A 22,199-nucleotide genomic window follows, 5' to 3' on the forward strand; every position below is an offset into this window, starting at 1 on the left:
GCAGTGAAGAAACAAATGTTGAATATCAAACATTTTAAAAAACAAAAAATTGCAAATGGAAAATAAGTAAATTTAAAGTGATAAAAGGGGCATATTTTATGACTAAACAAAAATTAGTGATGATTGGAAACGGCATGGCGGGATTAAGAACGATAGAAGAAATTCTAGAGCGTTCAGATTCACAATTTGACATTACAATTATTGGGAAAGAACCTTATCCAAACTATAACAGAATAATGTTATCAAATATATTACAGAAGAAAATGACTGTAGAAGAAACAATAATGAATCCATATGAATGGTATGAAGAGAACAACATTCAGCTCATCGTCAACGACCCAGTAGAGACGGTTGATCGTTCAGCACAAACAGTAACAACATCAAAAGGTGTTGAAGTGAATTATGACATTTGTATATTTGCAACAGGCTCTAGTGCATTCGTATTACCGATACCTGGATCAGATTTACCAAGTGTTATAGGTTGGAGAACAATCGAAGATACTGAACGCATGATTGAAATCGCTAAAACGAAAAAGAAAGCTGTCGTTATTGGTGGCGGATTATTAGGACTTGAATGTGCACGTGGTTTAATGGATCAAGGTATGGAAGTAACTGTATTACACTTAGCAGAATGGCTTATGGAAATGCAGTTAGACCGTAAAGCTGGAGGCATGCTTAAAGCAGATTTAGAACGTCAAGGTATGAATATCGAGTTACAAGCGAACTCTAAAGAAATTATTGGTAAAGATGATGTAGAAGCGATTAAATTGGCAGATGGAAGAATAATCGAAACAGACTTAGTTGTCATGGCAGTCGGTATCCGTCCATTTACTCAAGTAGCACGTGATGCAGGTCTAGAAGTAAATAGAGGTATCGTTGTAAATGATTATTTACAAACATCAGACCCTAATATTTATGCGGTTGGCGAATGTTCAGAGCATGACGGCAAAGTATATGGCTTAGTCGCACCGCTCTATGAACAAGGTAAAGTGTTAGCTGACTACCTAACTGGAAAAGAAACAGAAGGGTACAAAGGTTCTACAACTTTCACTTCATTAAAAGTGTCTGGTTGTGATTTATATAGTGCGGGACAAATTGTTGAAAATGAAAATGTCCATGGTATTGAAATTTTCAACAGTGTCGATAATATTTATAAAAAAGTCTATTTGAGTGATGGTCAAGTTGTCGGAGCAGTATTATATGGTGATACAGATGATGGCTCAAGATTCTATAATATGATGAAAAAACATGAATCATTAGAAGACTATACATTAGTATCATTATTGTACAAAGGTGGAGAAGAAGCGGTAACTTCTATCGCTGATATGCCAGATGATGAAACGATTTGTGGTTGTAACGGTGTAGATAAAGGTACGATTGTTAATGCGATTACGACTAAAGGATTAACTTCAGTGGAAGAAGTAACGAAAGCAACTAAAGCGGGTAATTCATGTGGTAAATGTAAAGGACAAATTGGCGAGTTATTACAATGCACATTAGGTGATGACTTTGTAGCAGCGAAACCTACCGGAATTTGTGCTTGTACTGATTTAACACGTGATCAAATTGTTACGCAAATAAGAGCTAAAGGACTAAAAACATCAAAAGAAGTACGTCACGTACTAGACTTTAAAGATAAAAATGGCTGTCCAAAATGTCGTCCAGCAATAAACTACTATTTAAATATGGTATATCCACATGACCATCAAGATGAAAAAGAATCACGCTTCGCAAATGAACGTTATCATGCAAACATTCAAAATGATGGTACATTCTCTGTTATTCCACAAATGCGTGGAGGCGTAACAGATGCTGACCAATTAATAAGATTAGGTGAAGTTGCAAAAAAATACAATGTACCATTAGTTAAAGTAACAGGCTCTCAACGTGTAGGTTTATATGGATTGAAGAAAGAAGAATTACCTAAAGTATGGGAAGATTTAGGTATGCGTTCAGCTTCAGCATATGGTAAGAAAACACGTTCAGTTAAAAGTTGTGTAGGTAAAGAATTCTGTCGATTCGGTACTCAATACACTACACGCTTAGGTATTCGCTTAGAAAAAACATTCGAATACATTGACACACCACATAAATTTAAAATGGGTGTATCTGGTTGTCCACGTAGTTGCGTTGAATCAGGAGTTAAAGATTTCGGTGTTATCTCAGTAGAAAACGGTTATCAAATTTACATCGGTGGTAATGGAGGTACAGATGTTACAGTTGGTAAATTATTAACTACCGTTGAAACTGAAGATGAAGTTATTCAATTATGTGGTGCGTTAATGCAGTATTATCGTGAAACAGGCATTTATGCAGAAAGAACTGCACCATGGTTAAATCGTTTAGGCTTTGAAAATGTTAAAGAAGTACTACTGGATCCTGAACGTCAAAAAGAATTATTCGATAGAATTATGGATGCTAAAAAAGCGATTGATGGACATGGCGAACCTTGGGAAGCAATCGTTGAAGATAAAGAAGCTCGAAAAATCTTTGAAGTTGAGAGGGTGTAACATATGAAATCTATGGAAAAAGTTAAAGTAACGACATTAGAAGAATTAACACCATTGATTGGAAAAAAAGTGATTGTTGATGGTAAAGAAATTGGCATTTTCTTAACTGAAAGTGGAGACATTCATGCAATTAATAATATTTGTCCTCACAAACAAGGGCCATTATCAGAAGGAACAGTAAGTGGCGATTACGTTTATTGCCCTCTACATGATCAAAAGGTTGATTTGAGAAGTGGCGAGGTACAAGAACCTGATACTGGATGTGTTGAAACATATCAAGTTGAAGTCATCGATGGAGACGTTTATGTATGTCTGTAGATGAAAAATCAAAGGTTTACTTGATAGGTGCTGGACCTGGTAATCCTAATCTTTTAACGAAAAAAGCAGAACGATGTATTAAGAAAGCTGAAGTTATTCTATATGATCGTTTAGTAAACCCACTCATACTTCAATATGCACCCGCTGATGCGGAATTCATTGATGTAGGTAAAAAGCCTTACGCTAAACATATACAACAAGACGAAATTAATTTAAAAATCGTTGAAGCGGCTAAAAAGTACCAAACAGTCATTCGTCTCAAAGGTGGCGATCCAGCAATATTTGGTCGTGTTACTGAAGAAGTCAATACTTTAAAAGACTATGGTATTGAATATGAAATTGTTCCTGGTGTAACTTCAGCAAGTGCAGCTGTTGCAACAATGGATTTAGGGTTAACAATGAGATCAGTAGCGCCTAGTGTGACTTTCTCAACAGGCCATTTCAAAGATTCAATCAATCAAGAAACAGATATACGTAATTTGATTAATGGTGGGACATTAGCCATCTATATGGGGATAAAACGATTGGGCCGTATCATTGATCAAATCACAGCTTATACTTCAGAGGACTATTCGATAGCAATTGTGTTTAATGCTACGTGTCATAACCAACGCGTCATCATTGGTAAATTAAGCACCATTGAGCATCAATTACAGCAACACGAACTTGAAGGCGAACCAGGCATTTGCATTTTAGGTGCGATTGTTGACTATATTGATAAAGATAAAGTGTTGAAACAAGAGCATGAAAGAAATTTAGATGATTCATTATATGTTATAAAAGGTTCGAAAGAAGATGCTTTATTGAAAGCTGAAGAATTATCTGAAACAGGATATCGTTGTATAGTACACGTTGATGAAAGTTACCATCCATCACAACAACAATTATACACACAAATAATCAATAACAATAAAATTAAATATATTAATTTATAAGTCATCCTTGCAGGAGTGGTATAACGAATTCTTAGAACGTTATGTACCACTACCTGCTTTTTTGTTTTTTTAGGGATTCCCCCATGCGAATTAGGACATTCCCTAATACCTAATGAATGTGAAAAATTGTACAATCATTATAAATTCAAAAGTAAAACGGCAAATCGGAATAAGTTAATACCTTTAACGGTAGGAGGATTCATATAGATGGGAAAATTTGGATTAAACTTTTTCAAACCAACTGAGACATTTAATGGTAACTGGTCAGTTCTTGAGAGCAAAAGTAGAGAATGGGAAAAAATGTACCGTGAAAGATGGAGTCACGATAAAGTAGTTAGAACAACACATGGTGTTAACTGTACAGGGTCATGTTCATGGAAAGTATTTGTTAAAAACGGCGTAATCACTTGGGAAAATCAACAAATTGATTATCCAAGTTGTGGGCCTGATATGCCTGAATTTGAACCTCGTGGATGTCCGCGTGGTGCGTCGTTCTCTTGGTATGAATATAGTCCACTTCGTGTGAAATATCCATACATTAGAGGGAAATTATTAGATTTATGGAATACAGCGTTAGAAGAAAATAATGGAAATCGTATTGCAGCGTGGGCATCTATTGTTGAAGACGAAGAGAAAGCAAAAGCATATAAACAAGCACGTGGTAAAGGTGGACATGTTCGAGCTAACTGGAAAGATGTAACAGATATTATTGCTGCACAAATTCTTTATACAATTAAAAAGGATGGTCCAGATAGAATCGCAGGATTTACACCAATTCCTGCCATGTCAATGATAAGTTATGCTGCAGGGGCAAGATTTATCAACTTACTCGGTGGAGAAATGTTAAGTTTTTATGATTGGTATGCTGATTTACCGCCTGCGTCACCACAAATTTGGGGTGAACAAACTGACGTACCTGAATCAAGTGATTGGTACAATGCTTCATATATTATTATGTGGGGTTCAAACGTACCACTTACACGTACACCTGATGCTCATTTTATGACTGAAGTGAGATATAAAGGGACTAAAGTTGTTTCAGTAGCACCTGACTATGCAGAAAACGTTAAATTCGCGGATAACTGGTTAGCACCTAATCCTGGTACTGATGCAGCAGTAGCACAAGCAATGACACATGTTATTTTACAAGAATACTATCAAGATAATCCTAGTGAAATGTTCATTAACTATTCAAAACAATATTCAGATATGCCTTTTGTGATTATGTTAGATGAAGATGACAATGGCTATAAAGCAGGACGATTCTTACGTGCAAGTGATTTAGGTATGGAAAGTGAAAATAGCGAATGGAAACCAGTCATTCACGATATGAATAGTCATCAGTTTGTAGTACCTAATGGCACAATGGGTCAACGCTGGGAAGAAGGCAAGAAGTGGAACTTAAAATTAGAAAATGAAGATGGTTCTAAGATTGATCCAGCGATGTCAATGGCAGACGACACATACGAACTAAAAACAATTCAATTCCCTTACTTTGATAGTCAAGGTGACGGTATTTTTGAAAGACCAATAGCAGCTAGAAAAGTAACATTAGCTGATGGAAAAGAAGTGTATGTAGCGACAGTATATGACTTAATGACAAGTCAATATGGCATTAAACGATTTAATCATGAATTAGAAGCAACTTCATACGACGATGCTGAATCAAAATATACACCTGCATGGCAACAACGTGTAACTGGTATTAAACCAGAATTAGTAACACAAGTAGCTAGAGAATTTGCGCAAAATGCAATCGATACAAAAGGACGCTCAATGATAATCATGGGTGCTGGTATTAACCACTGGTTCAATTCAGATACGATTTATCGAGCAATTTTAAATCTTGTTCTTTTATGTGGCTGTCAAGGTGTTAACGGTGGTGGATGGGCTCACTACGTTGGACAAGAAAAATGTAGACCAATAGAAGGTTGGAATACGGTAGCCTTTGCCAAAGACTGGCAAGGACCACCACGTCTGCAAAATGGTACAAGTTGGTTCTATTTTGCGACTGATCAATGGAAATATGAGGAATCTAATGTTGATAAATTAAAATCTCCATTAGCTAATAATATTAAACATCAACACCCAGCTGACTATAACGTTACAGCTGCTAGATTAGGTTGGTTGCCGTCATACCCTCAATTCAATAAGAATAGTTTATTATTCGGAGAAGAGGCAAAAGATGCCGGTGATGACTCTAATGAAGCGATATTAAATAGAGCAATCGAATCAGTCAAAAATAGAGAAACTCAATTTGCGATAGAAGATCCAGATTTAAGAAAGAACCATCCGAAAACATTATTCGTATGGCGTTCAAATTTAATTTCAAGTTCTGCCAAAGGACAAGAGTACTTTATGAAACATTTATTAGGTACACGTTCAGGACTAATGGCTGAACCTAACGAAGAAGACAAACCAGAAGAAATTCAATGGCGTGAAGATACAGAAGGTAAATTAGACTTATTAGTGTCACTAGATTTCAGAATGACTGCGACACCATTGTACTCAGATATCGTATTACCAGCTGCAACATGGTATGAAAAACACGATTTGTCATCAACAGATATGCATCCATTCATTCATCCATTTAATCCAGCGATTGATCCATTATGGGAATCACGTTCAGACTGGGATATTTATAAAACCTTAAGTAAAGCTGTTTCTGAAATGGCGAAAGATTACTTACCAGGAACATTTAAAGATGTTGTAACGACACCACTTGGCCATGATTCCAAACAGGAATTAGGTTCAGAATACGGTATTGTTAAAGATTGGTCTAAAGGAGAAGTTGAAGCCATTCCAGGTAAAACAATGCCAAACTTCGCAGTCGTAGATAGAGATTACACTAAAATCTACGATAAATATGTGACTTTAGGTCCATTACTTGAAAAAGGAAAAGTTGGTGCACATGGCGTAAGCTTCAGCGTGAAAGATGAATATGAAGAACTTAAAAGTATGATAGGTACTTGGAATGATGAGGACCCTGAATCAGTCAGAAATAATCGTCCACGTATCGATACTGCTAGAAAAGTAGCAGATGCAATCTTAAATGTATCATCAGCTACTAACGGCAAATTATCACAAAAATCATACGAAGATTTAGAAAATCAAACAGGAATGGAATTAAAAGACATTTCAAAAGAACGTGCATCTGAAAAGATTTCATTCTTAAACATTACATCACAACCACGGGAAGTTATACCAACAGCTGTGTTCCCTGGTTCAAACAAAAATGGACGTAGATATTCTCCATTTACAACTAATATAGAACGACTCGTACCATTTAGAACATTAACAGGTAGACAAAGTTATTACATCGATCACGAAGTATTCCAACAATTCGGCGAAAGTTTACCAGTATACAAACCAACATTACCGCCAATGGTATTTGGTACTAGAGATAAACAAGTTAAAGGTGGACAAGATGCATTAGTATTACGTTATTTAACACCTCATGGTAAATGGAATATACACTCAACATATCAAGATAACGAACGTATGTTGACATTATTTAGAGGTGGTCCAGTCGTTTGGTTATCTAATGAGGATGCTGATGAGCATGGCATCAATGACAACGATTGGTTAGAAGTTTATAACAGAAATGGTGTTGTAACTGCAAGAGCAGTCACATCACACCGTATGCCAAGAGGAACAATGTTTATGTATCATGCACAAGATAAACACATTGAAACACCAGGATCAGAAATTACAGATACTCGTGGCGGTTCACACAATGCACCAACAAGAATTCATTTGAAACCTACACAACTTGTAGGTGGTTACGCACAAATTAGTTATCACTTTAACTATTATGGACCAATAGGAAATCAACGTGACGTATATGTAGCAGTGAGAAAGATGAAGGAGGTAAATTGGCTTGAAGATTAAAGCGCAAATTGCAATGGTGTTAAATTTAGATAAATGCATAGGTTGCCACACTTGCAGCGTAACATGTAAGAACACTTGGACTAACCGTCCAGGTGCAGAATACATGTGGTTCAACAACGTAGAAACTAAACCAGGTGTAGGATATCCGAAACGATGGGAAGACCAAGAACATTATAAAGGTGGATGGGTCTTAAATAAAAAAGGAAAATTAGAACTTAAATCTGGTAGTCGTTGGACAAAAATGGCGTTAGGTAAAATCTTTTACAACCCAGATATGCCTCTTATTAAAGATTATTATGAACCATGGACATACAATTACGAACATTTAACTACTGCTAAAGAAGGTAAGCATTCTCCTGTTGCTAAAGCGCACTCACTTATCTCAGGTGAGAAACTTAATCTTGAGTGGGGGCCTAACTGGGAAGATGACTTAGCCGGTGCACATATTACTGGTCCAGAAGATCCTAATATTCAAAAAATTGAAGAAGACATTAAATTCCAATTTGATGAAACATTTATGATGTATTTACCTCGTCTTTGTGAGCATTGTTTAAACCCTAGTTGTGTAGCTTCATGTCCATCTGGTGCAATGTATAAACGTGATGAAGATGGTATTGTTTTAGTTGACCAAGATGCATGTCGTGGGTGGCGCTACTGTATGACTGGTTGCCCTTATAAAAAAGTTTACTTCAACTGGAAAACAAACAAAGCTGAGAAATGTACATTCTGTTTCCCAAGAATTGAAGCTGGATTACCAACAGTTTGTTCTGAAACATGTACAGGTAGAATGAGATATTTAGGTGTATTATTATATGATGCCGATAGAGTTCATGAAGCAGCTTCAGCTGAAAATGAAAAAGATTTATATGAAAAGCAATTAGATATTTTCTTAAATCCATTTGATGAAGAAGTGATTGAACAAGCTGAAAAAGATGGCATTAGCTATGAATGGATTGAAGCAGCTCAAAATTCACCAGTGTATAAACTGGCAATTGAATATAAATTAGCATTTCCTTTACATCCAGAATTTAGAACAATGCCTATGGTTTGGTATTGCCCACCATTAAGTCCTATCATGAGTTATTTTGAAGGTAAAAATGCAGGACAAAACCCAGATATGATTTTCCCAGCTATTGAAGAAATGCGTTTACCAATAGAATACTTAGCTAATTTATTTACTGCCGGAGATGTCCAACCTGTTAAGGAATCTTTACAAAAAATGGCTATGATGAGAAGTTACATGCGCTCACAAGTTACAGGTAAAGAGTTTGATACTTCTAAATTAGAAAGACTTGGATTATCAGAAATTCAAACTAAAGATATGTATCGTTTATTAGGTTTAGCAAAATATGAAGATCGCTTTGTTGTACCAACATCTCATAAAGAAACATATTTAGATACGTACCATGCGCAAGGTAGCCAAGGGTATGGTGGCGAATACTTCGGAGACAATTGTGAAGGCTGTGGTGTTCCAGTAGGTTCAGGAAAAACAGGACAAGAAATTTATAATGAGAATTTCTATGGAGGGATTTTCCGTGATTAATTTACAACAATTTCATTATTATCAAGAAAGTTTTGGTTATATAGCTCAGCAACTTAATTTCCCAGAGAAATTAACGTTTCATCCAAAAACATTTGAAGAAACGATTGAACCCTCTCATCCTGGTTATGATGATTTAGTAAAATACAGAGAGATTATGCATCAATTCACATTATCAGAAATTAAAGCAATATATACAGATACCTTTGATTTTAATAAGAAATCACCGCTTTATATGACTTACAACAAATTTGATACTCAAAAAGAAAGAGGCCAAATGTTGGCTAAACTTAAAGTGTTATATGAAATGTTTGGGTTGAAAATGGTAGATAACGAGTTATCAGATTATCTACCATTGATGCTCCAATTCTTACACGTAGCATCATGGCAAAATGATCCACGAGCAGAAGGCAATATTGAACTAGTTATTATGATTATTGAAGACGGTACGTATGAAATGGCAAATCATTTAGCTCAAGATAACAATCCTTATGCTTATGTGATCCGTGCTTTAAGAAATACATTAAAAGCTTGTCTAGAAATTCCAAATGAGGTGACATCTCATGCTTAATCAATTTTTATGGATTATATTTCCATATTTATGTGTAGCCATTTTCATTGTTGGACACATCGCTCGTTATAAATACGATCAATTCTCATGGACTGCTAAATCGAGTGAATTTTTAGAGAAAAAACAATTAAAATGGGGTAGCTTATTATTCCATTTGGGCATCATACCGGTGTTTTTTGGTCACGTCGTAGGTCTCGCTATACCAGCTAAATGGATTGATGGATTAGGTGTAAGCGAGGAAATGTATCATTTTGGTGCTGTATACATCGGTAGTATCTTTGGTATAATGACGTTTATTGGTATGTTACTATTAACAGCACGACGAATTACTATTAAAAATGTTAGAAAGCTAAGTTCAGCTTCTGATATATTTGTAAATTTCTTATTAATATTAATTATTTTCATGGGATGTTATTCAACATTAGTTACGAATGCGATGGTAAGTGATTTTGATTATCGTCAAACGATATCTATATGGTTTAGACACTTATTTACATTTTCACCAGACGCGAGTCTGATGACGAGTGTACCTTTATCTTTTAAAATTCACATCTTACTTGGATTTACAATTTTAGCTTGTTGGCCATTCACTCGCTTAGTGCATGTTTGGAGTGTACCGCTTTCGTATACTAATCGTAGATATATTGTTTATCGTAAACATAAAACACGTTCATGAGTATGAGAGGAGATTCAAATGTGATTACGAATCCAGTATTTGAAAAACAGGATTTCCAACAACAATTGAATAATCTAAGGGTCAGTGAAGGCTATGATTTTGCAGGTGTTGCACTTTATGAGCATCATATGACTTCAGCACCGATTAAATGGCATTATGTCTCAGGTAACCTGAATGATCGCTATAAAATGATTATCTTGCGTAAAGGGCGAGGTCTAGCCGGTATGGTTATGAAGACTGGAAAACGCATGATCATTGCCGACGTAGTGGCAAGCTTATCACCAGAAGATAAGATTAAATATCCAATCTTAATTGCCGAAAATCTAACTGCAATGGTAGCTATCCCATTGTGTTACAATAATCAGGTGTATGGTGTATTACTCTTAGGTCAAAGAGATGGCAAGTCTCTTCCTGATTATGAAACTTTGGATATTAGTGGCAAGCTTTGGACATTTTCAGAAGAAATGTAGGTGTTTAAAATGTTGGATGTTGATAATCTTGATTTAGAGAACTTACTAAAAAAATATTACGAAAAGACGAATGAAAAAATCGTATTTGTAAATAAAGATGGTAAGGTTATCGCGATGAATGATGCTGCAGAAGAGATTATTTCAAAGGATAATAATTATAGTGCAATGACCAATGCGATATGTAATCGTTGTGAAGGTTACTCTAACGAATTTGCATTACAAAGTTGCATTAACTGTTATCTTGATACGACAAAGCCTAATGATATGAATTTCCAAGTATTCATGAAAACGGTAGATAATAAAATTCAACCATTTACTGCTTCGTATCAATGTATTGATGATGAGGCACAAATCTACGCTTTTACATTACAAGATATATCTCCACAAATAGAGCGACAAGAAAAGATGTATCAACGTCAGATGTTACGTAAAACGATTGCTGCACAAGAAAATGAAAGAAAACGTATATCTAGAGAATTACATGATAGTGTTGTTCAAGAGATGCTAAATGTAGATGTTGAATTGAGATTATTAAAATATCAACAAGATATGGCTCAACTCATTGAAAAATCCGAACATATTGAATTGCTAATGTCTAATTTAATTAATGATATTCGTGATTTATCAGTAGAATTGAGGCCTTCATCACTTGATGATTTAGGATTAGAAGCGGCTTTTAAATCTTATTTCAAACAATTAGAGTATAATTATGGATTAAATGTTGTTTATCAATCAAATATTCAAACAATACGTTTCGATAGTGAAATTGAAACCGTTGTTTATCGCGTTGTTCAAGAAGCGATATTTAATGCATTAAAATATGCAGGTGTTTATGAAGTGGAAGTAACGATTCAACAAACTGAAGAAGGTCTTATCGCTGAGATTATTGACAGGGGTAAAGGCTTTGATCCCAACTTAAAACCTCAGGGTACTGGATTAGGGCTATATGGAATGAATGAGAGAGCAGAACTTGTTAAAGGTACAGTGAATATAGAAACACATATTGGTAAAGGTACAATTATTACGTTAGAAGTACCAGTTTAAAATATGTTAGGGGAATATAAAGTGAAGATTGTTATTGCAGATGATCATGCAGTTGTTAGAACAGGATTTTCGATGATTTTAAACTTTCAAGAGGATATGGAAGTAGTTGCAACCGCTGCTGATGGGGGAGAAGCATATCAAAAGGTGATGGAGCATAAGCCAGATGTATTAATTATGGACTTAAGTATGCCACCTGGTGAATCAGGATTAATTGCAACAAGTAAAATATCAGAAAGTTTTCCTGAAACTAAAATATTAATATTAACAATGTATGATGATGAAGAATATTTGTTCCACGTTCTTCGTAATGGTGCTAAAGGCTATATATTAAAGAATGCACCTGATGAACAATTATTACTAGCCGTGCGAACAGTTTATAAGGGCGAAACATATGTAGATATGAAATTAACAACGTCATTAGTGAATGAATTTGTAAATCATAAACATTCAGATGATGTATCTACTAACGATCCATTTAAAATATTATCTAAGCGCGAACTAGAAATATTACCTTTAATTGCAAAAGGGTATGGTAATAAAGATATTGCTGAAAAATTATTCGTGTCGGTCAAAACGGTCGAAGCGCATAAAACACATATAATGACTAAACTCGATTTAAAATCTAAACCTGAGTTAGTAGAATATGCATTGAAAAAGAAATTATTAGATTTTTAAATGATGAAAATGAAACTGAGACAGATTAGTAATGTCTCAGTTTTTTGCGTACATATATAGAAAAAATATAGGGGGATTCCCAGTCAGTATAAGGGAATATCCTTATGTTCATTTTTTCACAATTCTACTAAAATTTAATTGTAATCAGTAATGTGATTGAATTATAAATTTTTGACCTCTTTTATATAACAATTACTGATAAAGAAAATTAAATGATGAAGGTGAAAAAATGTATAAGACAAAAGGTGGCTTTCAACTTACCTTACAAACGTTAAGTCTTGTAGTGGGTTTCATGGCATGGAGTATTATATCTCCGTTAATGCCATATATCTCTCAAGATGTTAAAGTTAATCCTGGACAGTTATCTATTATATTGGCAATTCCAGTAATATTAGGTTCAATTTTACGTGTGCCATTCGGTTATTTAACTAATATTATTGGTGCGAAATGGGTATTCTTTTGTAGTTTTGTTATATTATTATTTCCTATCTTCTTTTTAGGGCAAGCACAAACACCAGGAATGTTAATGTTATCTGGATTCTTTTTAGGTGTTGGAGGTGCGATATTCTCTGTAGGTGTGACATCTGTACCTAAATATTTTTCAAAAGATAAAGTAGGGCTTGCTAATGGAATTTATGGTATGGGTAACATCGGTACGGCAGTATCTTCATTTTTAGCACCACCTATTGCAGGTATTATAGGTTGGCAAACGACGGTAAGAAGTTATTTAATTATCATTGCTATTTTCGCAATTTTAATGTTCATTTTTGGTGATAAAAATGAACCAAAAGTGAAAGTACCTTTAGCATCTCAGTTTAAAAAATTATCATCAAATTATAAGTTATATTACTTAAGTCTTTGGTATTTTATTACGTTTGGTGCTTTTGTAGCATTTGGATTATTCTTACCTAACTACTTAGTAAATAACTTTGGCATTGATAAAGTTGATGCAGGTATTCGGTCAGGTGTATTCATTGCTTTAGCAACTTTCTTAAGACCAATTGGCGGTATACTTGGAGATAAATTTAATGCTGTGAAAGTACTAATGATCGATTTTATTATTATGATTGTAGGTGCTGTTATTTTAGGAATTTCAAGTCATATTGCTTTATTTACTATCGGTTGTTTAACTATCAGTATCTGTGCTGGTTTAGGTAATGGTTTAATATTTAAACTTGTACCTTCTTACTTCGCAAAAGAATCTGGTGCAGCTAATGGTATTGTTTCTATGATGGGTGGTTTAGGAGGATTCTTCCCACCTTTAGTTATTACTTATGTAACAGGTCTAACTGGTTCAAGTCATTTAGCATTTATTCTTTTAGCAATATTTGGTGTCTTAGCATTTATTACCATGGGACACTTATATAAAAAAGAATATGCAAAATAAATTTATACATTAAAAAGAGCAATACAAAGCTAAACATAGTTTTGTATTGCTCTTTAACATTTTATTCTGTATATCTATTTATTCTACTGTAATTGTTGTTGATTGATCTTGTGCACTAACTTCTTTAGGTAAAATAACAACTAAAATCCCGTCTTCGTAGCTTGCTTTAATTTGTGACTTATCAATATCATTAAATTCAAAATGTCTAACTAATTCACCACTTGCACGTTCACTTAATTGAACGCTACCTGTTTGTTCAGATACATGCTTTTGAACTTTAATTGTTAATGCCGCATGTTCAAATTTAAGTTCAATTTCAGACTTATTGACACCAGGTAGTTCAGCTTCTAATACGTATTGATTTGTTTGATTATAAATATTTGTCGGGAAACTTTTTGATGAAAATTGATTAAAAACTTGTTCACCTAAATCACGAAATACGTCTTTTGGATTATTCTTGAAAATGGATTGTTCAAAAAACTCTCTATTATTCATACTAATGTCTCTCCTTTATTTAAGCGTGCATACCATAGTTGTAAAATGATACTTTTCAAGTACATTATAGTAATAGAGAGGGTTAACGTAAAGCGAAAGGAATTATAAAAGAATAAGGCAAAGATTAAGTGCGGAATAGTAAATCCATGGCAAAAGTCTCAATATGTATAAAGCCTAGTAATTGTGAAATAAAGTGTTTCGCTTTTGCCAGGATTAAATATTAGTGAGTAGTATAATCGAAGTTATTTGAAATAACATGTTTTAAGCTATTAACAAGATTATCTTTTTCATCTTGTGAAATATCAAAGTCCTCAAAAACTTGGTCAGAGATAGCTTTCAACGTAGGTTTAATATTAATACCGCTTTCAGTCAGTGTAATTTGAAGATTTCTTTCATCTTCTTTTTCACGCATACGTTGTACGTAGCCTTTTTTCTCTAATTTCTTTAAGAGAGGTGTTAGTGTTCCAGAATCTAAAAATACGCGACGACCAAGTGATTTAATATTTATCTTTTCTTCATTTTCGATGGCCATGATGACCATAAAGCTTGTATATGTTAAATCATGCTTTTTTAAATAGTAAGTATATTTTTTTATAACTTCTTTAGAAGTAACATATAATAAAAAACATAATTGATTACTTAAATAACTATCTTTAATATACATACATTTCCCCCCTTAACTTATTTAAAGATATTATGAACTAAAAGTAATGTCAAGACTGTTGCCATAGTATTTCATGGACTTTTATAGCCTTTTGAACTATATTTGAAAGTACGTCTACACGTTTGCTGTAAGTGTCGATTTATTTTGAATTAGAGATAAATTGTTAGGACATTTTGTTACAGAAATACTGAAATACTTTAAAATTTTCTATCTATCATTCATAATAATTTAGATAGTAACTAGAGATGGTGAGACTAGGTTGTGTACAAAGGAGTTTCAAAATGAGTAAAAAACAAAAATGGATTAGAATTTGTATTATTTTGGCGATTTCATTAGTAGTGGCAATTGCTTTCTTTTTCGCAATGAAAACGTATCAAGGTCATAGAAATATTAAAATGGTAGATAGTTATATAGAGCAGAAACATTTAAGTGATGATATTAAATCTGAAAAAACACAATATAGTGCAAAAAAAGGGGTTTATTACAAAGAAGTTGTCTTTAAAGATGAACCTCATATGACATATGTCATTCAACCTATAGGAACACGTAAAGGTATCTTTGCTGAAGGCTTTGATACTGAAACTAAAAAAAGTATTAAAGATGCAAAACATAATTATTTTAACCAAAATTTCAAACCTTAATTTCGCATTAAATGAGGATTAATATTTTACAAGTAATGAAAAATAAGGAGAACAGAATTCATAATGATTTCTGATCTCCTTTTTATAGTATTTTTAATTATTTTAGCTTGATTGAATAGTATATATATAGTTAGCTTTAAAAATTTTATATCCCATTTCATAATTATCTGATATAATTAAGCGATGTCAGATGAAGGGGGTTTCAACATGGCTCTGTTCAAGAGAAAAATTAGTTTACCGATGCAGGTTATCATCGCATTGGTGCTAGGTGTAGTTGTAGGTTTATTATTATTTGGACAAGATAACGTAGCAAATTATATAAAACCGTTCGGTGATGTTTTCTTAAATTTAATTAAAATGATCATCATACCGATTGTATTCTGTGCATTAGCATTATCTATATCTAACTTAGGGGACTCAAAGAAGATAGGTAGCTATGGATGGAAAGCAATTCTTTACTTTGAAATTATAACAACAATCGCCATTGGTTTAGGACTAATCATTGGTAACTTATTCAAACCAGGTGCTGGTTTAGATCCAGACAAATTACCTAAAGGCGATATTTCTAAATATCAATCATCTGCATCCGCAGCAGAACAATCTACATATGGCAATCACTTTATTGATACCATTGTAAATATTGTACCAACAAACATATTTGAAGCATTAACTAAAGGTGAATTATTACCAATCATCTTCTTCGCAGTATTCTTCGGTTTAGGATTAGCTGCAATAGGAGAAAAATCAGATCCTGTGAAAGGCTTTTTAAATGGTACGCTTGAAGCAGTATTCTGGATGATTAATAAAATTTTAAAATTAGCACCAATAGGTGTATTTGCATTTATTTGTACAACAGTAATGACTTTTGGAGCATCTGCTTTAATTCCATTATTAAAATTAGTATTAGTAGTAGTGTTCGCGATGGTGTTCTTTATTATCGTTGTTCTAGGAATTGTAGCAAGAATTTGTGGTATTAGTATCTTCTCAATCATTAAAATTTTGAAAGATGAATTATTATTAGCATTCTCTACTTCAAGTTCAGAAGCAGTATTACCAGTAATGATGAAGAAAATGGAAAAATTCGGAGCGCCAAGAGATGTCACATCCTTTGTTATTCCAATAGGTTACTCATTTAACCTTGATGGATCAGCACTATACCAATCAATTGCAGCATTATTTGTTGCACAAATGTATGGCATTCATTTATCTATATCAGAACAAATTATCTTAATGGTAACATTAATGGTTGCCTCTAAAGGTATGGCTGGAGTACCTGGCGTTTCAATCGTAGTATTATTAACAACATTAGGAGCTATGGGCTTACCAGCACAAGGGCTCGCGTTAATTATCGGTGTAGACCGTTTATTAGACATGGTTCGTACATGTGTTAACGTAATAGGTAATGCACTATCAGCTGTTGTTATCTCTAAATGGGAAAAGGTTTATGACAAAGAACAAGGTAAAAAATACTTAGAATCAATTTAAAAAAGAAATCTGACATTTTTAGTATCGAGCACATAGGCTCGATACTTTTTTATTGCTTAAAATTATGGCTCTATGTCAAATCGGACTGATGAGTCCTAATATTGAGATTAAGCAACCTTAGGTTGTTTAATCTCTTTTTTTGTTGTTGAGGCAAATAGTCGCGAAGTTATAATAATTCTATTACGTAAATTATCATAATTTCTATAACCAAAAGATACCCTTTTAATGAGTTTGATTTTATTATTAATTCCTTCTAACGGACCGTTGGTCAGGTTAGAATATGTCATAGTATTTTCAATGAAAGTTGCTAATCGTCTTAAAGTTCTAATGACTGGGCGTAATTTAGGACACACATCTGAAAGATGAATAGAAAAGAGTTTATGATTAAATTTCTCTATTTGGTTTTCTTTTAAAAATCGTCTTAGCTCATGAACGTAGTGATATGTATTATATAATTCTTCATCTACATCTAATAAGTAATTTACAATGCCTTTTTCAGTTTTCCACTCTTTAAATAAATGGACTTTACGATAATTAAATGCCTCTAGCGTTTCAAAAGGTTTAAGAAATAATTTCCAATAACTTTTATATTTATTATAAAGCGGTCTATTTGAGGCCCTATAACAATTCATTACATGAACTCTAGACATATTTAACGCTCGATTTAAGGATTGAACAATATGAAAACGATCAATAATAATCTTCGCGTTAGGAAATAATTGCTTGATTAGCGACATATATGGTTCATACATATCAATCGTTACTGTTTTGACTTTTTGTCTTAGTTTCAAAGAATAGCGATAAAAATGATCTTTTAACGATTTTAACTTACGATCCGCTACCACATCTACGATGCGGTGCGATACAGCATCTGCATAAATAAAGCTCATTTTCCCAGTTACATTTTTAACACTTTTAAATTCGTCCATCATTAAGTGTTCAGGTAAAGCATCAAAAGAAGACTGACCTACGTCGCTTGCCGCTTGATTAATCACTCTAGACACAGTCATTGATGATATTAAGCATGACTTAGCGATAGATTTTTGAGAGCGGCATTCTTGTGCTTTATTTAAAACTGCAAGTTTTGTTTTATTTGAAATAAAGCAATGAGCGTCGACAATATTAGATTTAGCAGTAAAATGACTATCGCATGTTTTACAATAAAATCTTTGTTTTTGAAGATTTAAATAAGCGGGCATTTCCATAATTTTAAGCAAAGTAATCGTTGAGGTTTTCTTACCATTTTTTACTATAGAGAAATTATCATTTTTAGCTAAACAATTTTCACAATATGTAGGTTGATAAGTGAGCTCGGCATAATAAAACAGGCTCATTCGTCCTTTATATTTTTTCTCAATCACTTCGTCTGAAAAATTGATATTTTTATCTTTAATTCTTAATGTTTTTAATATAGACTTACACATAGGCGCATTACCTTTCTTTTTTATTTTGTTTGGTAGCTAATAATTATAGAGGTAATTGCGCCTTTTTTCTATTCAAAAACATAAAAATTGGACTGATGAATTTTGTCATCAGTCCAATTTATTATAGAACCAAAATTATAAAGATTTGTGTATAAATACGTTATGATATTAAAAAACTGCCAACAAAGATTTCTCTTCATTGACAGTGATTTATTGTAATTTACATACCTTTCATATCATGCATTTCATGAATTTTCATCATTAAACCATGTGGTACGTCATCGTGATCTACTTTAGATACTCTTGAGAATTTATCTGATCCTTTTTCTTTAACTAAAAATACGAAGTCGCCTTTCTTAACATTAGCTTTGCTATCAGAAGGCAATTCAACATTTTTTTCAATTTTTTCAGTCTGTTCATTTACCATCTTATCAATTGTATGGTCGTTTTTCATATAGCCATAATACGTTTCTTTTTGACCACCTGTCATCATCATGACAACAAGAACGATACATACGATCAACATGATAGCAATAAGTGCAATACCCATACCTAAACCCTTTTTATTTTTCATTTTATAGACTCCTTTAAAAAGTTCTATCTCTTTTATACATAAAATACTATTAAATTGCAATAAAATAATAATCTATATTAAATTGAATCATAATTTAATGACATAAACGACATCATAGGCGTTAACCAATTAATCAAAAAAAAGAGTTCAGAACCTGATTATCTTAGTACTGAACTCTTTAATATAAACAGTTATTTAAATTCTATACAGTAATCGTTACAGGTGTATCGATATCATCATCATTCATTAACTTGATGGTTTTAGGTACGACTTTAAGCACACATAGATTTGGATCCTCTTTTGAATCAAAGAACGTTTTATCTTGCGTTTCCCATAACCAGTCAATTACTTTTTGATCTTCAACAATTTCTATATTTGCTTCAATTTCAACAAAGCTATTATTTGTTGTTTCATTGTAACCTAATAAAATATATGCATAAGGATTATTTTTAATTTCTTCAACTTTAGTACTCTCATTACTTGTCTTCGTATATAAAGTTAATTCATCATTATAAAATACCATATAACGACTATTTGGTTGATTATTATATGCTGTTGATAAGACGCCGACTTTTGAAGTATCTAAGACTTTTTCAATTGATTGAATCACTTGTTGTTTATCCAAAGTTATCATCTCCTTATACTATTTATAGCCTAAATGATGTTCTTTTAAACTTACATCCAAGGTATACTAAGAAGGTTTAATACAAATATATTTCACTTCATCATGTTTTAGCGTTATTTGAAATGCGGCATAATCATTTTCTTGAATCAATAGTTCAGTCTTTGGATGATTACATCTATCTAATTGTTGAATAATATCTTTTTCAATGTAAACATCACGCTTATCTTGTGGAATTAAATGTTGTATTGAGCCATGTTCATTATTTAATGTATTTACAATAAATAGGGTGTTTTCTTTAAAGTCATTTTCAAAGATATAGTGTTGTTGGCTATCAGATAAATAACGGTCATTGATTTTATTAAAAAGTATCACATGATAATTCCCATCTTTATAACACATTAAATAATTATTTGATATTTGAAATGACTCATTACTAAATGTAGAAACAAATCGATATAAATGCATGATAGGTAATAAACTACCATGATTATTAAAGAGTGAGATATACATTGGATCTGTTTCTATTAATTTATAGCACACGCCACCACCGTGTCTCATTAACTGATATAAATGACATACGAGATCTGACAATTGAAGTGATTGTGTACCATTATTAGTGTATTTGAAACATTTTAATGATAGGTTACTATAAATAAACTGAGTTGAAGGTATATTAGACCCCTCTATAAAACGCAAATAATTTTCAAAGTGCGTCGATGAGTGAGTAAAGCCACGTTGTATATCAATTAGCACATTTTTGGTATCAATGTTTTCAATATCAACAAAGTAAAAATCAAAGTTCATACGATGCATAATATCATATGTTTCTTGTAATGAACCCAGTTGTCTTAACAAACCATCAACCATTAAACTAAATTTGATAGCACGGTTTTTATTCTTGAGTTTAAGGTGTGCAAGGTGGATATCATGAATAGACATTGTTTCAGTATCAAATACAAGCATGAATTTCACTAATTTTTTATTCCATTTATAATCTCTATTATTTTGTAAGAATATCATAATCAATTGGTATATCATTTTAAATTCTTGATTATTTTTAATAGTGACAGCTAATCTAATATTTTTTTCAAATAATTTCTCAAAACAACGATTTAGTAAATTTAAATTTGTTTGACGACCTACCATGTCACTCACGTCATTAATTAAAATCGCTGGTCTAGGTAAATAGGATAAATCAATATCAAAATAATCATTAAACACAAATTGAAATAATTCATTTATGTTTTGAAAATCTATAAAAGCCGTTGAAAATTGCGTCTGATCTTTAGGATCGTAATTAGCAATATTAATTTGTGTGGTTTCCGTGGTCAAATGATTCGTAAACTCAAATTGTGAAATTAAATTTAAAAAAGATTGACTAACTGAACTTCTTATTAAAATAGAGGGCAGGGGTTCTAATTGATTTAGCATCGTACGAAATTGCTTAGGGCTCGCTTCCAAATGTTTTTTAAATTGATTAGTAAAATTGGTGTGACTACTAAAACCTGATAATTCGGAAATCGTTGTTATAGAATGATTCGTTGTCATTAGTAATTGTACAGAGTGATTAACTTTTAGACTGGTATAATAATCTTTAAAATTTACATTTAATATGCGAGCAAACAAATTAGAACAATATGATTCTGAAATAAGTGCATGTTTTGCAATATCTAACAAAGATAGATTAGATGTAATGTTATTGTTAATAAACATGACAATATTAGACAGTAACTGATTATCGATAGACATAGTAGGTGCATATAATGTTGTGTTTCTAACTACGGCTTCTTTATATAACGTTCTTATAATTTTAGATACTGTTTCACTATCTTGTTCTTCATTATTTGAAAAGTTTGAAATACATTGCAAAATTTGAGATTTAATAAAATGATTCGACTGCAATAAATGACGGTCAAAGAAACAATTAAAGAAATCATTATCTTCTATATAGAAGTAAGCTATAGGGATTTTTAACTCAATTAAATCTTTAGCATGATCGATATTAAATAAATCACCTTGATTGACTATAGCAATATGGTTATGAATATCATTCTTTTCACCATTAATAGTAATCGTTAATTCATTAGTCAAAGAGAAATATATAATAATAAAATTTATATTACGCGAAGGGGCAGTTGTTAAATGTTCATGTAATAGAAGGGAATTACTCATGTATGTTGTTCTCCTAGCTTTTATATTTATTGGCTAAACATTTCTGTTCAATTGAATTGTGAATAATAAAAGCTATTATAAAATAAAAGTAAGAAAAAATTA

General features: G+C 32.6%; 19 protein-coding genes. 13 read left to right on the plus strand and 6 right to left on the minus strand.

Going from position 1 to position 22,199, the window contains the following annotated elements:
- Window positions 1–98 precede the first annotated feature (98 nt).
- The 11 genes from nirB (at window position 99) to EQ029_RS02790 (ending at window position 14,017) form a co-directional block, all read left to right on the plus strand.
- Window positions 99–2,510 carry a nitrite reductase large subunit NirB gene (gene nirB / locus EQ029_RS02740; RefSeq protein ID WP_053020462.1) on the plus strand — a complete coding sequence of 804 codons (2,412 nt, stop codon included), beginning with the start codon at window positions 99–101 and terminating at the stop codon, window positions 2,508–2,510.
- A gap of 3 nt (window positions 2,511–2,513) precedes the next feature.
- Complete coding sequence (gene nirD / locus EQ029_RS02745; RefSeq protein WP_011274977.1) at window positions 2,514–2,828, plus strand: nitrite reductase small subunit NirD; 315 nt, start codon at window positions 2,514–2,516, stop codon at window positions 2,826–2,828.
- Window positions 2,819–3,763 (plus strand): uroporphyrinogen-III C-methyltransferase, encoded by a 945-nt coding sequence (gene cobA, locus EQ029_RS02750; protein ID WP_037558471.1) that lies wholly within the window; start codon window positions 2,819–2,821, stop codon window positions 3,761–3,763. Before nirD ends, cobA begins: the two co-directional genes overlap by 10 nt.
- Before the next feature lie 207 nt (window positions 3,764–3,970).
- The gene (locus EQ029_RS02755; RefSeq protein WP_011274979.1) at window positions 3,971–7,654 is read left to right on the plus strand and encodes a nitrate reductase subunit alpha; all 3,684 of its coding nucleotides are present in this window, start codon (window positions 3,971–3,973) and stop codon (window positions 7,652–7,654) included.
- Window positions 7,644–9,197: a nitrate reductase subunit beta gene (narH, locus tag EQ029_RS02760; protein WP_011274980.1), complete on the plus strand. Its 1,554-nt coding sequence runs from the start codon at window positions 7,644–7,646 to the stop codon at window positions 9,195–9,197. The genes EQ029_RS02755 and narH overlap by 11 nt, the downstream gene beginning before the upstream one ends.
- Window positions 9,190–9,765 (plus strand): nitrate reductase molybdenum cofactor assembly chaperone, encoded by a 576-nt coding sequence (narJ, locus tag EQ029_RS02765; protein ID WP_011274981.1) that lies wholly within the window; start codon window positions 9,190–9,192, stop codon window positions 9,763–9,765. Before narH ends, narJ begins: the two co-directional genes overlap by 8 nt.
- Window positions 9,758–10,441, plus strand: coding sequence for a respiratory nitrate reductase subunit gamma (narI, locus tag EQ029_RS02770; RefSeq protein WP_011274982.1), 684 nt, complete (start codon window positions 9,758–9,760; stop codon window positions 10,439–10,441). Before narJ ends, narI begins: the two co-directional genes overlap by 8 nt.
- Window positions 10,442–10,461: 20 nt before the next feature.
- A complete protein-coding gene (nreA, locus tag EQ029_RS02775) occupies window positions 10,462–10,911 on the plus strand; it encodes a nitrate respiration regulation accessory nitrate sensor NreA (RefSeq protein ID WP_011274983.1) in 450 nt (149 codons plus the stop codon).
- A gap of 9 nt (window positions 10,912–10,920) precedes the next feature.
- A complete protein-coding gene (gene nreB, locus EQ029_RS02780) occupies window positions 10,921–11,955 on the plus strand; it encodes a nitrate respiration regulation sensor histidine kinase NreB (RefSeq protein ID WP_011274984.1) in 1,035 nt (344 codons plus the stop codon).
- A gap of 21 nt (window positions 11,956–11,976) precedes the next feature.
- Window positions 11,977–12,630, plus strand: a complete 654-nt coding sequence (gene nreC, locus EQ029_RS02785) for a nitrate respiration regulation response regulator NreC (RefSeq protein WP_011274985.1) — start codon at window positions 11,977–11,979, stop codon at window positions 12,628–12,630.
- A gap of 229 nt (window positions 12,631–12,859) precedes the next feature.
- A complete protein-coding gene (locus EQ029_RS02790; protein WP_011274986.1) occupies window positions 12,860–14,017 on the plus strand; it encodes a nitrate/nitrite transporter in 1,158 nt (385 codons plus the stop codon).
- Between the two features lie 78 nt (window positions 14,018–14,095).
- Here the strand turns inward: EQ029_RS02790 and EQ029_RS02795 are convergent, their stop codons facing one another.
- Together EQ029_RS02795 and EQ029_RS02800 are read right to left on the minus strand one after the other, a co-directional pair.
- Complete coding sequence (locus EQ029_RS02795) at window positions 14,096–14,512, minus strand: Hsp20/alpha crystallin family protein (RefSeq protein ID WP_011274987.1); 417 nt, start codon at window positions 14,510–14,512, stop codon at window positions 14,096–14,098.
- A gap of 220 nt (window positions 14,513–14,732) precedes the next feature.
- The gene (locus EQ029_RS02800) at window positions 14,733–15,176 is read right to left on the minus strand and encodes a MarR family winged helix-turn-helix transcriptional regulator (protein ID WP_011274988.1); all 444 of its coding nucleotides are present in this window, start codon (window positions 15,174–15,176) and stop codon (window positions 14,733–14,735) included.
- A 281-nt stretch (window positions 15,177–15,457) separates the two neighbouring features.
- Between EQ029_RS02800 and EQ029_RS02805 the strand changes: the two genes are divergently transcribed.
- On the plus strand, window positions 15,458–15,817 hold the full coding sequence (locus EQ029_RS02805) for a DUF3139 domain-containing protein (RefSeq protein WP_011274989.1): 360 nt from the start codon (window positions 15,458–15,460) through the stop codon (window positions 15,815–15,817).
- Window positions 15,818–16,024: 207 nt separating this feature from the next.
- Window positions 16,025–17,302, plus strand: coding sequence for a cation:dicarboxylate symporter family transporter (locus EQ029_RS02810; RefSeq protein WP_053026343.1), 1,278 nt, complete (start codon window positions 16,025–16,027; stop codon window positions 17,300–17,302).
- A 107-nt stretch (window positions 17,303–17,409) separates the two neighbouring features.
- Here the strand turns inward: EQ029_RS02810 and EQ029_RS02815 are convergent, their stop codons facing one another.
- The 4 genes from EQ029_RS02815 to rsp form a co-directional block, all read right to left on the minus strand.
- On the minus strand, window positions 17,410–18,726 hold the full coding sequence (locus tag EQ029_RS02815; protein ID WP_011275929.1) for an ISL3 family transposase: 1,317 nt from the start codon (window positions 18,724–18,726) through the stop codon (window positions 17,410–17,412).
- 220 nt (window positions 18,727–18,946) lie between these two features.
- Window positions 18,947–19,300 carry a DUF4889 domain-containing protein gene (locus EQ029_RS02820; RefSeq protein ID WP_057504791.1) on the minus strand — a complete coding sequence of 118 codons (354 nt, stop codon included), beginning with the start codon at window positions 19,298–19,300 and terminating at the stop codon, window positions 18,947–18,949.
- 202 nt (window positions 19,301–19,502) lie between these two features.
- A complete protein-coding gene (locus EQ029_RS02825; protein ID WP_011274993.1) occupies window positions 19,503–19,925 on the minus strand; it encodes a pyridoxamine 5'-phosphate oxidase family protein in 423 nt (140 codons plus the stop codon).
- 66 nt (window positions 19,926–19,991) lie between these two features.
- A complete protein-coding gene (gene rsp / locus EQ029_RS02830) occupies window positions 19,992–22,097 on the minus strand; it encodes an AraC family transcriptional regulator Rsp (RefSeq protein WP_057504790.1) in 2,106 nt (701 codons plus the stop codon).
- Between the last annotated feature and the right edge of the window lie 102 nt (window positions 22,098–22,199).

This window comes from Staphylococcus haemolyticus, assembly GCF_006094395.1.
Lineage (GTDB): Bacteria > Bacillota > Bacilli > Staphylococcales > Staphylococcaceae > Staphylococcus > Staphylococcus haemolyticus.